At 45.4% G+C, this 13131-nt stretch carries 13 protein-coding genes and 1 riboswitch; of the genes, 3 read left to right on the forward strand and 10 right to left on the reverse strand.

The genetic code is table 11. From position 1 onward, the window contains the following. Window positions 1-29: 29 nt before the first annotated feature. The 5 genes from KNP87_RS09470 to KNP87_RS09490 form a co-directional block, all read right to left on the reverse strand. A complete protein-coding gene (locus KNP87_RS09470) occupies window positions 30-1475 on the reverse strand; it encodes a DEAD/DEAH box helicase (RefSeq protein ID WP_026831657.1) in 1446 nt (481 codons plus the stop codon). Between the two features lie 131 nt (window positions 1476-1606). Further along, the gene (rlmN, locus tag KNP87_RS09475) at window positions 1607-2680 is read right to left on the reverse strand and encodes a dual-specificity RNA methyltransferase RlmN (protein ID WP_026831656.1); all 1074 of its coding nucleotides are present in this window, start codon (window positions 2678-2680) and stop codon (window positions 1607-1609) included. Between the two features lie 144 nt (window positions 2681-2824). After that, window positions 2825-3631 (reverse strand): ABC transporter permease subunit, encoded by an 807-nt coding sequence (locus KNP87_RS09480; RefSeq protein ID WP_119923427.1) that lies wholly within the window; start codon window positions 3629-3631, stop codon window positions 2825-2827. Then, window positions 3628-4509 (reverse strand): ABC transporter ATP-binding protein, encoded by an 882-nt coding sequence (locus KNP87_RS09485; protein WP_214721521.1) that lies wholly within the window; start codon window positions 4507-4509, stop codon window positions 3628-3630. Before KNP87_RS09485 ends, KNP87_RS09480 begins: the two co-directional genes overlap by 4 nt. A gap of 40 nt (window positions 4510-4549) precedes the next feature. Then, on the reverse strand, window positions 4550-5182 hold the full coding sequence (locus KNP87_RS09490) for a methyltransferase (protein WP_214721522.1): 633 nt from the start codon (window positions 5180-5182) through the stop codon (window positions 4550-4552). 82 nt (window positions 5183-5264) lie between these two features. Here KNP87_RS09490 and KNP87_RS09495 point away from each other — a divergent pair, with 82 nt between their 5' ends. Both KNP87_RS09495 and KNP87_RS09500 read left to right on the forward strand, forming a co-directional pair. Next, window positions 5265-5594, forward strand: coding sequence for a heme oxygenase (locus KNP87_RS09495; RefSeq protein WP_026831652.1), 330 nt, complete (start codon window positions 5265-5267; stop codon window positions 5592-5594). 151 nt (window positions 5595-5745) lie between these two features. Further along, complete coding sequence (locus KNP87_RS09500) at window positions 5746-6489, forward strand: uracil-DNA glycosylase family protein (protein ID WP_119923423.1); 744 nt, start codon at window positions 5746-5748, stop codon at window positions 6487-6489. A gap of 60 nt (window positions 6490-6549) precedes the next feature. On the opposite strand, the gene KNP87_RS09505 is transcribed toward KNP87_RS09500, so the two are convergent. The 5 genes from KNP87_RS09505 to KNP87_RS09525 all read right to left on the reverse strand — a co-directional run bounded on the left by KNP87_RS09505 (window position 6550) and on the right by KNP87_RS09525 (window position 10799). Beyond that, window positions 6550-7278 carry a GntR family transcriptional regulator gene (locus tag KNP87_RS09505; protein WP_026831650.1) on the reverse strand — a complete coding sequence of 243 codons (729 nt, stop codon included), beginning with the start codon at window positions 7276-7278 and terminating at the stop codon, window positions 6550-6552. An 84-nt stretch (window positions 7279-7362) separates the two neighbouring features. Further along, window positions 7363-8784, reverse strand: coding sequence for a glycoside hydrolase family 1 protein (locus KNP87_RS09510; protein WP_285801237.1), 1422 nt, complete (start codon window positions 8782-8784; stop codon window positions 7363-7365). Between the two features lie 30 nt (window positions 8785-8814). Further along, window positions 8815-10152 carry a PTS cellobiose transporter subunit IIC gene (gene celB, locus KNP87_RS09515; protein ID WP_214721523.1) on the reverse strand — a complete coding sequence of 446 codons (1338 nt, stop codon included), beginning with the start codon at window positions 10150-10152 and terminating at the stop codon, window positions 8815-8817. Window positions 10153-10167: 15 nt separating this feature from the next. Continuing rightward, window positions 10168-10497, reverse strand: coding sequence for a PTS sugar transporter subunit IIA (locus KNP87_RS09520; RefSeq protein ID WP_035387549.1), 330 nt, complete (start codon window positions 10495-10497; stop codon window positions 10168-10170). A gap of 5 nt (window positions 10498-10502) precedes the next feature. Further along, window positions 10503-10799 carry a PTS sugar transporter subunit IIB gene (locus KNP87_RS09525; RefSeq protein WP_026831646.1) on the reverse strand — a complete coding sequence of 99 codons (297 nt, stop codon included), beginning with the start codon at window positions 10797-10799 and terminating at the stop codon, window positions 10503-10505. A gap of 148 nt (window positions 10800-10947) precedes the next feature. Between KNP87_RS09525 and KNP87_RS09530 the strand changes: the two genes are divergently transcribed. Beyond that, a complete protein-coding gene (locus KNP87_RS09530) occupies window positions 10948-12738 on the forward strand; it encodes a type I phosphomannose isomerase catalytic subunit (protein ID WP_214721524.1) in 1791 nt (596 codons plus the stop codon). A 131-nt stretch (window positions 12739-12869) separates the two neighbouring features. Continuing rightward, a riboswitch (Lysine riboswitch) is annotated at window positions 12870-13045 on the forward strand. The last annotated feature ends 86 nt before the right edge of the window (window positions 13046-13131 follow it).

Raw genomic sequence — 13131 nt, forward strand, 5'->3', positions numbered from 1 at the left:
AAGACGGCTGGTTGAACGTGCAGTGCACTTTATTTTTTAAACGCTTCATACACCTTCAGCTGTTTGCCTTTGACTTTTGTCGTCTTCATTGCCCGCAAGACGAGTGGACCTTTTCCGTTCAGGATTTCCACATACGTGACGGTATCCTGAATCGTGATGATCCCGATGTCTTGAGCGGTCATGCCTTCAATTTTCGCAATCGTTCCGACAAAATCAACGGCACGCAGTTTCTTTTTCTTCCCGCCGTTAAAATACAGCTTCATGATATCCGCGTTAAGTTGCTCCGTTTTCGACGCCCGGACGTCTGCTGTCGTAATTTTCTCTTCAAACGCATCCGCCGTCCGAATCAATTCCCGCTCAGTCGGTGCCTGACGTTTTTCAATCGCCTCACCGCGGTACTGTTCGACTTCACGCAGACGACGCATGTCAGACTCCGTTACTAAGCTGATCGCTTTTCCGAGTGCTCCGGCGCGCCCAGTCCGGCCCGTCCGGTGGACATAACTCTCTTTTTCGACCGGCATGTCGTACTGGATGACGTGCGTGATGTTCTCAATATCGATTCCCCGTGCTGCGACATCCGTCGCGACGAGGTAACGGAACTCACCGGCCCGGAATGCTTTCATGACGGCGAGGCGTTCATCCTGCTCCATCCCGCCGTGAATTTTTTCGACCGGATAATCCATCGAGGCCAACCCTTTGGCAACGAAATCGACGTGTTCTTTTGTCCGGCAGAAAATCATGCAGCGATCCGGATTTTCGACGACCGTGACGTCTTTTAGAATCGCGAACTTCGTTTTGTCGGTTACTGTGATATAACTGTGTTCGATTTCGGCGATTTCCGTTGCCTTCGTCGTAATTTCAACTTCTTTCGGTGACTGCATGTACCGGTCACTTAACTGATGGATGTCTTGCGGGAATGTTGCTGAGAACAACATCGTCGTCCGTTGTTTGGGCAACTGTTTGAGAATCGTATCGACTTGATCAAGGAAGCCCATGTTGAGCATCTCGTCCGCTTCATCAAGGACAAGGTACTTGACCTTTTCAAGCGATAACGTGCCCCGCTCCAAGTGATCGAGGACACGACCCGGTGTCCCGACAACGATATGCGTCTTTTGTTTCAGTTCCGCCACTTGTCCGCGGAATGGCTGTTTTCCGAAGACGGCTGTCGCTTTGATCCGCTTGTAGCGTCCGATGTTCATGACATCTTCCGTGACTTGCAGTGCAAGTTCGCGTGTCGGCGTCAAGATCAGGGCTTGCGGTTTGTTTTCTTCCCACTCGACGAGCTCACAGAGCGGAATCCCGAAAGATGCCGTCTTTCCGCTGCCGGTGCGGGATTTGACGATGATATCTTTTTCTGACAAAGCGACCGGAATGACCGCTTGCTGGACATCCGTCGGCGTATGGTAACCAAGTTGTTCAATCGCTTCTAGAATCGGTGCACTGAGTTGAAAATCCGTAAATGGTTTTTTAGACATAAGAATACCTCATTTATTTTATAGTTTATTGTAAAGTGTGATTAGTGAATCAGACGTGACCTCTCATTATGCGCTACTTTCGACAGGACGTCAAAAGAGCTTCCCACCTGTTGGCGGGAAGCTCGACTTGCTTATTTTGCTGAAACTGTATCTTTTTTGATTTGTTTACTGCGTAACTGACCACATGCCGCGTCGATATCCGTACCGTGCTCAAGACGGACACCACAGTTGAGACCGTTCTTTTTCAACGTGTCATAGAACGTAGAAATGTCTTCCGACGTACTCCGTTGGTATTGACCGTGCTCATCAACCGGGTTGTATGGAATCAAGTTGACGTACGTCAAGTGGCGTTTGTCTTCGAACAATTTCGCAAGCTCGATCGCTTGAGCTTTTTGGTCGTTGACACCACGTAAGAGAATGTACTCAATCGTGATTTTCCGGTTCGTCGTCTTGACGTAGTAATCGATGGCAGGCATCAATTTCTCGAGCGGAATCGCACGGTTGATTTTCATGATTTGTGTGCGGAGTTCGTTGTTTGGCGCGTGTAATGAAATCGCCAAGTTGACTTGAAGTTTTAGATCTGCGAATTTGTAGATCTTATCTGCGAGTCCACTTGTCGAAACTGTAATGTGACGCGCACCGATCGCAAGACCGTTGTGATCCTTGATGACGTTCAAGAAATCGACCATGTTATCGAAGTTATCAAACGGCTCACCGATACCCATGACGACGACGTGGCTGACACGCTCTTCTTTTCCGACTGCATCGAGGTGATGCTGAACGTTCATGATTTGCTCGACGATTTCTCCAGCAGAGAGATCGCGGCTCTTCTTAATCAAACCACTCGCGCAGAAACTACAGCCGATGTTACAACCGACCTGCGTCGTGACACAAACTGAAAGTCCGTACTTGTGACGCATTAAAACAGTTTCAATCAAGCTGCCGTCATACAATTTGAAGAGGAACTTGATTGTTCCGTCTGCTGATTCTTGTTTCACGGCTTCTGTCATCGAATTAATCGCAAAACTCTGATCTAACAACTCAAGGCAATCCTTGTTGACATTCGTCATTTCTGCGAAAGTAGTGACACGTTTACGATAGAGCCAATCCCAAACTTGTTTTGCTCGGAACGGTTTGTGACCTTGATGCGATAACCATTCCGTCATCTGCTCAAGTGTTAATCCATAAATGGATGGTTTATTCATTAGTGAGACCTCATTTCTTTTTCCAGAACTATAACATTCCTTTATCTTAGTAAAAATCAGCCGCTTACGCAACGTTCAAATCCTAAATGTTCACTTTCTGTAAATTTTCGCGTCTTCTTTGGCTTATTTTCCGGTCCAGTTGTGTCAAATCGACAAACTTCGTTTCCGAAAACTCAAAAATGCCCCGACATGGAAGATCAGGCTGATACTCGCAAGGATCAGAAGGTGGATCAAAAACTGATCAGTTCCTTCTAATAATTGTTGGGTGTTGAACAGGCTGAAAATCGATCCGTAACGCATCCATTCCACTTTTTCACTGAGACCGGATCCGATCGTCAAGACAATCGACAGGACAAGGACACTGCCGGCAATCGAAAAAGCACGCCGTTCATCATCAAACAAGGTGGCAATAAACAACGTGAATCCACCAATGGCATACAGTAACAACAGTGCGTTCACTTGAAAACGAATCAAGGTCAGCCCATCAATCGACACTCCGGAAACAAACCAGTCCGCGAGCAATAAGACAAGCGTATTGCATACTACCAGGCATGTACTGGCGAGCATCATCACAATCATGGCGGCCGCCGTATATTGATGCCGGGTAATCGGCGCTGCCAAGTATAAAATCAGTTCGCCATTATCGATCGGTCGTGCCAGCAGACGGGCGGCAAGCGATAACAAGAACAGGGAAGCGATGATTTGAAAGATCAGCCCGTAATAATTCCCGCCAAGTAAATCAAGCACATTATCAAAACCGGTCACCTTGTCGTATTGAAAAGCTTTTAAGACTTCCGGCGGCAACGCTTGAAGTTTCGCTTCGAGCAATCCGGTCTTCATCATCGAGGGGTAGAGTGCCGCAAGCATCAACAAATACAGACTGGTGCCGATCGCATACGCCGTGATCGGTTTTCCGTTGTGTTTCAACAACGACCAAATGATGGTCATCATGATGATCCCTCCTCACCGTAATAATGTAAGAAGACATGTTCCAAGTCATCCGCTGACGATTGAATCGTCCGGACATCGTACGCTGTTAACAGGTGAATGATCTGATTTAACGTCAGTTCGTGACCCGTGACAAACGAGACCTGATTCTGAAGTCGTTGACTGCCGATCTGCAATGCAAATTGTTCCGCCTCTGCCTCGAGTCCAAATTCGATCGTATATTGTTTCCGACTCGAACGGACCAGCTCATGAATGTCCGCTTCCACGATGATTCGTCCTTCTTTGATCAGGGCAGCACGGTCACACGATTTTTCCATCTCCGGAAAATGGTGTGAGCTCATCAAAATCGCTTTTCCGCGTTGCCGTTCGATGTCGATCAAGTCTAAAAAATGTTCCTGCATCAACGGATCGAGCCCGCTCGTCGGCTCGTCGAGCAGGTAGACCGGGGCATCCTTCATGAAACAGCCGACCAAAGCCAGTTTTTGTTTCATCCCTTTTGACATCTTTCGAATCTTGGTTTTCGTCTCAAACGGAAACCGGTTGAGCAACTCCTGCTGTCGCTGCGGCGAGCTGTGATGCAGTTTTTGCATCAACTGCAACACCTGTTCTCCGGTGAAGTCGCCCGGCAGATTGATTTCTCCCGGTAAATAACCGACCAGACGTTTGACCTCTTCCGATTGATCCCAACAATCAAATCCGCCAATCGTCGCACGTCCCGTATCTGCTTGAATCAATCCCATCAATTGCCGGATGGCGGTTGATTTTCCGGCACCGTTCGGTCCGATGAAACCAAACACCATCCCCGGTTCCACCGTAAAACTGACGTCAAACAATCCTCGTTTCGGGGCAAATTCCTTCGTCACGTGGTCCAAGTGAATCATCCCAATCGCCTCACTTCTTTTGGAGATCGTCGTTAGTACCTTATACCCGTTTTGGCACTTCTTGGGACAAATCAGTCCGATAAATGACAAACCGTTCGTCATGGTTTTTGTCGAACAATTCTTTCAGCCGAACTTCGTCGACTTGCTCAAATACCGTCTGATGCTCTAAAAAATACCGGTACTCGTCTGCCGGATAATACAGAATTAAATCCACCGGTCTCGGACGGCGTTCAATCGAGGCTAAGATATTGTCCACGACCTTCATGAAGATTTGCACAGAAAACGGATTAAAGAAATAACATTTCGTGACATCATCGGGAATCGGGTACGCTTCTGCATAGGTCTGCTCAAAACGGATGCTTCCCCGCCGCTTCTTCATTTTTTTCGTATACGCCATCTGATTCGTGAGCGCATCCTGATAATATTGACCGTTCATCTCGACACCGATGACGGAGCAATCAAACCGATCGTGCAGATAAAAATTCAGTCGTCCTTTGCCGCATCCGAAATCGACCACCGTGTCCGTCTGATCAAACGGATAAACGGCACACAGCTCCTCAAGCGCCGCATAAGGAGTCGGTTCATAGCGGTTGTAGTGACTAAAGGCGTTGTAGAGGTGTTGGATATCAATCGTCTCGATTCGCAATCGTTCTTCGTACTCTTTTTCATTCATCTAAGATTCCTTCTTTCAAGCATTGTTGTGTCCATCGTACTATACTTAAGAAGTACGTAACTCGATAAAAGGGGATGTTTGTATGATCGTTGTGACGAACCGGATCAAGGTCAAAAAAGGGATGGCGGCCGCACTTGCCCCACGTTTCACGCGTCCAAGCGGTCTCGACTCGATGGAAGGATTTGTTCGGGTCGAAGTGCTGTTGACGCAAGGACTCGAAGAACATGATGAAATGAACGTCAACATGTACTGGGAAGACATGAAACATTTTGAAGCGTGGCGCAACAGTGACGATTTCAAAGCGTCCCATAAACGGCCTGCCCCGACGGACGGCAAACAAGAAGAATCGCCGATGCTTGGAAGTGAAATCATCACGTATGAAGTCGCTTCTGTCAAAGAACGAATTTCTTGATCATCCATTTGTACAACTGCCTTGCTTCCACTTTGGTCGCAAGGTTTTTTGATCCTTCAGACACCCCTTACTATATTGATATGGGTGTAAATTGTATGTAATACCATTATTTGTTATCATAAGTCCAATACAGAAAGAGAGAGGACTTATCATGCTGAATTCATTATCTATTTTTGAACGGGTCATTCGCGATTTACCGATTGATCGGTCCTTGACGCGCCAAGACTTGTGCGTGGATAGTTTCTTATTACAACAGGATCACGAGTTATCCGTTTATTACTCACCGATCGGAGAATACATCAATCGTTCTGCGAAGATCGTCTTCATCGGGATCACCCCCGGGTTTGAACAGATGCGGATCGCCTATGAAGAAGCCGCCGACGCGTTTCACCATGGCGCGACCATCGAAGAGACTTCAAAGATTGTCAAATACAGCGCCAGTTTCGCTGGACCGATGCGGCGCAACCTGACCGTGATGCTGGATGAACTGGGTTTAAATCAGTTGCTTGAAATTCCTTCAACAGCTGCTTTATTCCATACCCATCAGGAACTGCTGCACATGACTTCCATCCTCAGACATCCGGTTTTCTACCGCGATAAAAACTATACGGGACATCAACCAAAGATTGACCGAAGCCCGCTATTGCAACACTATGCGTATGAACATTTTGCCGCTGAGCTGAATCAGTTACCCCATCCGGTCATCCTGGTCCCGTTCGGACGGGTCGTCGAGTCGACGGTCCGGACGTTGCTCCATCAAGGACGAATCAAGAAGCACACCGTATTGTTCGGCTTCCCCCACCCATCCGGTGCGAACGGACACCGGAAGCGGCAATTTGAAGAAAATAAGGATTATTTGATGAAGCAACTCGAGAAGTATTTTTATAAGCATTAAAAAAACAAGCAAACTATCGTCTCAGTGTCACTACTGAAACCATTAGTTTGCTTGTTTGATTTATCTGCCGATATGAACAGAAGTAAATACGAATTTATCGTAACGATGCCGGGAAAAGGAGTATTCGAACGGTTTGCCATTTCCAAGAAAAACAACCTGTTCCACTTCAATGACCGGATCGGTTTCCTCGTTTCCCAAATATTCACGGTCCCACTGATTTGGCTTGTCGGCCCGAATCATTTTATGTGAACTTGTAATCGTATAACCAAGCACCTCTTGGATGTATTGATAAATTGAATTATCCAATATATCTTTTGTTAACCCTGTAATTAAAGAAGACGGCATAAACGTATGTTCAATCACGTAAGGTTCATGATCCACGTAACGGACACGTCGTATTTCATAAACCGGATCTGTTTTTTCAATCATTAGATGCCGTGCGACTTCCGGTTCGGGGAACCGCACTTCAAATTGTAAAACTTCGCTTTTGACTGCCCGTTCGCCGAGTACTTTTGTTAACCCTTGTGATTCTTTGTTTAAGACGTTGATTCTTCCTTGCGAAAAACTAGACGGCAGGATAAAGGTTCCTTGTCCGCGTTGTCGATAAATGATTCCTTCTAGCACAAGAATTTCAAGCGCACGTTTCATGGTCATACGGCTTACTTCAAATTCTTTTGCCAGTTGAATCTCATCAGGCATGGCCTCTTCAACATCATATCCTCCATTAAGAATTCTTTTCCGAAGTTCATCTGCAATTTTTTCATACTTCGGTTGTTTTTTTGTAGACATGATATCACCCCATGTATAGACATATATCAATAATATAACAAAAAAAGATAATCAAGGCTAGAGATGCCTTGATTACCTTTCGGGTCATTTTTCAAAACCTTGATCTTCAATTAACTGTTTAAACCAATATCCACTCTTCTTGACTGTTCTTGTTTGATTTTCCAGATCCACTCCGACGAATCCATAACGATTTTTATATGCGTTGCTCCATGACCAGTTATCCATGAACGTCCATAGATGATACCCTTTGACGTTTGCTCCTTCTTCCAACGCCAAATGAAGCCACTTCAAATGCTCTGCTATGAAGTTAATCCGGTAATCATCTTGGATACTTCCTTCTGCATCCCGATACTGCTCTTCCCCTTCAACTCCCATCCCATTTTCAGAAATGAAGCATTCCACATTGCCATAATTTTTTCGTAAATTCGTTAAAATATCATAAATTCCTTTTTCATAGATTTCCCAGCCGCGGTAACGATTCATTTTTCGTCCCGGCATTTCATAATAATCGAAGAGATGTTCCGGCATAAACGGTGCAGACGGATTCGGGAGATGTTCCTTCACTTTGACACGTCTCGGTTGATAATAATTAATGCCGAGTACATCTACCGTATAAGTCGCAATCGTTTGCAGATCCCCTTCTTCAACATGCGGTAATGCTTTTTGCGTTTTTAATAAGTCGACTAATTCATCCGGGAATGTACCGAGAACGGACGGATCCAAGAATGAACGATTAAAGAGGATATCTGCCAGATGAGCGGCTTGCAGATCAGCCGGATTCTGACTTCTTGGATAAGAAGGTGTCAGGTTCAAGATGATTCCGATTTTCCCTTTTAAATCAGTTGCTTTATACGCTTTAATGGCTAATGCACTTGATAAAATTGAATGGTAAGCGACCTGCACAGCCCGTTTGAAATCAACGACGTTCGGATAATGGAAATCGTAGAGATACCCACCTTCTACAGGAACGATCGGCTCGTTATGGGTGAACCATTTCGTAACCCGATCACCGAATAATTCAAAACACGTTTTGGCATACTCCACATAACTCGTGACGACTTCACGATTTTCCCAACCGCCTTTTTGTTGTAATTGCAACGGCATATCGAAATGATACAGATTGACAAAAGGTTCAATTCCAGCATCAATCAGTTCATTGATGACACGATTATAAAAATTGACTGCCAGCGGATTAATGTCTCCCTCTCCTGACGGAAAAAGCCGTGACCAGGAAATCGAAATCCGAAATGAGTTATGTCCCAACGCTTTCATCAAGGCGATGTCTTCTTCATACCGATGATAAAAATTTGATGCGACTGTCGCACTCACACCATCAAAAAAGCGATTTGGTTCTTGTTCATACCAATAGTCCCAGATGTTTGGTCCTTTTCCATCTTCATAGGCAGCACCTTCCATTTGTGTCGCCGACGCGGCAGTCCCCCACCAAAAGTCGCTTGGAAATGTGTAACGTTTTGTCTGAGTCATCATGTTTTCTGTTTGGTTCATCGCATCCACGTCCTATCTATAAGTTTTCACTCAACCGATCTGTTCGTTTTTCTCTTTTATCGAATCTGCTTCCTCACGTTCCTTTTTCAAGTTCAAGCGATCAATGAACACGAGGAATGGGAACCACACCGCCATGATGATTGCGAAGTTGACGAGCTGTAACAAACCGCCTGCCAGAGAATTCGTTGCCATCATGCCGCTGATGAACATCGGTACCGTCCAAGGAACAGCGACCCCCGTCGGAGGCGGTACAAGACCGGATGACATTGCAAAATAAGTGACGGTCACAGTAATTAAAGGCGCGACAATCCAGGGAATCATGATCAAGGGATTCATGACGATCGGAAGACCAAAGATCATCGGTTCGTTTACGTTAAAAACACCTGGTCCAATCGAAAGCTTTCCGATTTGTTTTAATTGTTTGGAACGCATAAATAATAGAATCGCGACGACAACTGCCAGCGTCGAACCGGAACCGCCGATTCCCACTGTATAGATTTCGATGAACTGTTTACTGATGATATTCGGAAGTTCTCCATTCGCGGTGTACGCATTGAGGTTTTCTAAAGATAAAGTATTCCAGATGGGGTCCATGACCGAATTGACGATGACTTGTCCGTGTAAACCGAAGAACCAAAACAATTGAACAAAGAAAATCGCAATCAATGTCGGGATGAGTCCATTCCCTAAATTGACAAGTGGTTTTTGAACGAGGTTAAAGATGAGATCGTGTAAATTAGTATTTAAAAGAGAGGTGACGGCAATATTGATTCCGAGGAAAATCGTCAGTGTCAACAATGCTGGAACGAGTGCTGAAAAAGACTTGGCAACGGCTGTCGGAACACCGGCCGGCATTTTGATCGTCCAGTTTTTTTGAACGACGAACCGATAAATTTCTCCTGCTAAAAATCCGGTGATCATGGCAAGAAACATTCCTTTAGCCCCTAGACGATCTAATGGAATGACGTTCCCAACAGGATCAGCGACATTCTCTACTGCGACAAAAAAAGGAGTAAGTAATAAAAAGGAAACAAGTGCGATGACTCCACCGAATACGGCCTCTACGTCATAACTTTTTGAAAGATAATAGCCGATTCCAAACACAACAAACAATGACATGATTCCCATGGTCGCCGATGGTGCATTTCCAAGAGAGGTCTTGAATGCATCGAGTACGCCGGGGGACATGAATTTTTCGAGAAACGGTAGATTCGCCACGACGACGATCAAAGAACCAAACATCGTAATCGGAAAAGCAAGCATGAATGCATCACGTAACGTCTGCAGGTAACGACTGTTATTTAAAAATGCCGCCATCGGCATCAAGAAACGACTCAACAGATCAAACCACTTACTATTCTCAGTCATTTCGAACACTCCTTATTATTTTTTAGAAAACTTGTGTTCCATCAATTCAATGAGTCCGGATGTTAAATCAAGCATGGTTTGTGTCGACATCAAATGATCCTCTGCATGTAATAACAAAAGTGACAGTGTCGTCGGTTCGCCGTTTGCTTCTTTTTGAACCTGCCCAAAGTGAACCTGGTGCGCTTCTTGCAACTGGGCACGCGCATCTGATAACAAATGCTCGAATTCTTCAAACGACCCGTCTTTATAAATTTCAATCGCTTCCCGAATCGTACTTCGTGCATTTCCGCTGTGCAAAATCATCATGAAGGCCACTTGTTCCATCGTCTGTTCGTTAGTTGGCATGTCATTCACCCCATCAATTTTACGGCTTGTTCGTAGGCCGCTTTTCCGTCAGCCATTCCGTACGCCATCATGTCAATGACCTCGACCGGCTTGTCTGTTGCTTGTTGAAACTTTGATAATAAAAAGCGCATCTGTGGTCCAATCAAAATGACATCTGCTCCTTCGATTTCTTTCATCGCTTGATCTTGACCCACCGCCCAAATCTTTGCTTCTTCTCCGATTCCTTTTGCATGTTCCTGCATTTTTGTCACAAGAATACTCGTCGACATCCCTGAACTGCACGCTAACATGATTTTTTTCATTCCAAACATCCTCTCTGATTTGAAATCGCTTACAACTTTGATTATACGGATTTATTCTTTCATGTCTATACTTGATAATTATTTTGTTTATTTTTATTTTTTAAAAGTGTAGAGTTGTTTTTGATAACAGATCAAAGGAGGAGTATGCATGAACGAGCCGATTGTTTTCAAACCCCTTACAAAAGAACGTATTTGGGGTGGTCAGCAGCTTAAACAGCATGGTTTTGTCATCTCAGATGATCAAAAAACAGGAGAAGCTTGGACACTTTCTAGTCATGAACATGGAGTGACCCTGGTTCAATCCGGTCAATTTTCCGGGTTTTCTTTAAAGGAATTGTGGTCAAATCACCCTGAAATTTTCGGGATGGACACTTCATCCGAGTTCCCGCTATTGATGAAATGGATTGATGCATCCAGTCATTTATCCGTACAAGTTCACCCAAACGATACAGATGCCCAACGCCTTGAACAGCAACCATTCGGCAAAAATGAATGCTGGTACATCGTCGATTGTCCCGAGGATGCATCCATTATTTATGGTCATACGTTTCAATCACAAGCTGAATTTGATCAGGCGCTCGAGGAAGGAGTACTCCAGCAACACCTTCAATATGTGCCTGTTTCCAAAGGTGATTTTCTCTACGTTCCGGCAGGCACCGTTCATGCCTTGACCAAGGGATGCGTCGTACTCGAAATTCAGCAAAATTCGGACACGACTTATCGGTTATATGATTATGACCGCCTTGATCCTGCGACGGGTGTTCCGCGTCCACTCCATTTGGAACAGGCTCGGCAAGTCATTCAGTTTCCGCATTTTCACTACCATGAACCTCCTGTACAGCTCTCTCCGTTTCAAAAATCATTGACTCATACCCCTTACTTTTTTGTAGAAGAATGGACCGTTCGAAATAGTCATGTGATTCCGGCACGTTCCTTTTTCCAAGTCATTACCGTCATCGAAGGAACGATTCGTCTGAACCATGATCAGTTCACAGCAGGTGCAACCATTCTTTTGCCCGCTCAGACAGAACAGAAGATTTCAGGGAACGGTCTTGTATTGTTGACCGGTCCTTCTTCTCGCACGAAGCGTCCCTTGCAAATTGGTGTAGATTTAGGCGGAACACAAACGCGTGTCGCCGCCATCGATCAAGAAACAGTGGTCAAACAACTTTCTTTTCCGACTCACCCTTCAGCAGGCCCGGCGAATGCAATCAATCAACTCAAATGCGCCATTCAACTGTTCAAACAGGAATTTGACATCACAAGAATCGGAATCGCTGCACCCGGTCCACTGGATGCCAAAACAGGGTGCCTCCTCTCGCCTCCCAACCTTCCGGGTTGGACACGCGTCAACCTGACAGCACCTTTACACTCTGCATTTGATGTCCCTGTATCTCTTGAAAATGACGCCAATGCAGCCGCATTTGGCGAAGCACTTTTTGGTGCCGGGAAAAACTTCTCCTCGGTTTATTACGTGACTGTCAGCACAGGAATCGGCGGTGGTTACGTTTATGAAAAACAATTGATTCGGGGCGCCAATGGATGTGCGGGTGAAATCGGTAATACCATCATTGAGTTCTCCGGTTCTCCACATCCTGTACTGAATACAGGTTCGCTCGAAGGCTTAGCGAGTGGAACCGCGCTTCAGTTACGGGCACGTGAGAAACAAACATCCTCGATTGTCACATTATTAGAAGATCAGGAGGAAAGAACCCGTTTCATCGCGTATTTAGCGACGGGTCTGGCTAATATCATTCATACGGTCGATCCGGACGTCATCGTCATCGGCGGGGGTGTTACAGGATCTGCTGATTTGTATTGGGAACAACTGTTAGCGGCTGTCAAAGAACGTGTTTATCCGTCACTTCGTCCTAACATCAACATTCGGTTGGCAACACTGCAGGGTCATGCCGGCGTAATTGGCGCCGCCCACCTGTAATGATTCCGTATAGTGGATGAATCCTCGCTTTTTTTATAAGCAAAAAATCCTACATGATAAAAAAAACAGACTTGAAACTATTTTCTGAAATATGATAAGGTTTTCTTATGAAAAGAATATGACTATTCTATCGATGAGGTAGAGGCGCGGTCTTAATGAGTACTTGATCTGAGGATGACAACAATGACGATCAACGAAAGGTGATGCCGCCGAAGTATCGTCATGTGTCAGACGTGACGAAGCTGGTCGAATTGGGAAATACCCGTTCGATTGCCATACGTATGTTGTATGGAGCGCTCCAATTCGGCTAAGAAAGACGCATCCAGCAAGGGTGTCGGCTTTGTTGCCGGTGCCCTTGCTTTTTTTCTGTGCAATGGGTCTCATCTTCTAAAA

The organism is Exiguobacterium sp. s192 (assembly GCF_018618795.1).
GTDB lineage: Bacteria > Bacillota > Bacilli > Exiguobacteriales > Exiguobacteriaceae > Exiguobacterium_A > Exiguobacterium_A undae.

What these genes read in the sequence shown, in the direction of transcription:
- KNP87_RS09470 (WP_026831657.1), bottom strand. Translation starts at nt 1,475, where the DNA reads ATGTCTAAAAAACCATTTACGGATTTTCAACTCAGTGCACCGATTCTA.
- rlmN (WP_026831656.1), bottom strand. Translation starts at nt 2,680, where the DNA reads ATGAATAAACCATCCATTTATGGATTAACACTTGAGCAGATGACGGAA.
- KNP87_RS09480 (WP_119923427.1), bottom strand. Translation starts at nt 3,631, where the DNA reads ATGATGACCATCATTTGGTCGTTGTTGAAACACAACGGAAAACCGATC.
- KNP87_RS09485 (WP_214721521.1), bottom strand. Translation starts at nt 4,509, where the DNA reads ATGATTCACTTGGACCACGTGACGAAGGAATTTGCCCCGAAACGAGGA.
- KNP87_RS09490 (WP_214721522.1), bottom strand. Translation starts at nt 5,182, where the DNA reads ATGAATGAAAAAGAGTACGAAGAACGATTGCGAATCGAGACGATTGAT.
- KNP87_RS09495 (WP_026831652.1), top strand. Translation starts at nt 5,265, where the DNA reads ATGATCGTTGTGACGAACCGGATCAAGGTCAAAAAAGGGATGGCGGCC.
- KNP87_RS09500 (WP_119923423.1), top strand. Translation starts at nt 5,746, where the DNA reads ATGCTGAATTCATTATCTATTTTTGAACGGGTCATTCGCGATTTACCG.
- KNP87_RS09505 (WP_026831650.1), bottom strand. Translation starts at nt 7,278, where the DNA reads ATGTCTACAAAAAAACAACCGAAGTATGAAAAAATTGCAGATGAACTT.
- KNP87_RS09510 (WP_285801237.1), bottom strand. Translation starts at nt 8,784, where the DNA reads ATGAACCAAACAGAAAACATGATGACTCAGACAAAACGTTACACATTT.
- celB (WP_214721523.1), bottom strand. Translation starts at nt 10,152, where the DNA reads ATGACTGAGAATAGTAAGTGGTTTGATCTGTTGAGTCGTTTCTTGATG.
- KNP87_RS09520 (WP_035387549.1), bottom strand. Translation starts at nt 10,497, where the DNA reads ATGCCAACTAACGAACAGACGATGGAACAAGTGGCCTTCATGATGATT.
- KNP87_RS09525 (WP_026831646.1), bottom strand. Translation starts at nt 10,799, where the DNA reads ATGAAAAAAATCATGTTAGCGTGCAGTTCAGGGATGTCGACGAGTATT.
- KNP87_RS09530 (WP_214721524.1), top strand. Translation starts at nt 10,948, where the DNA reads ATGAACGAGCCGATTGTTTTCAAACCCCTTACAAAAGAACGTATTTGG.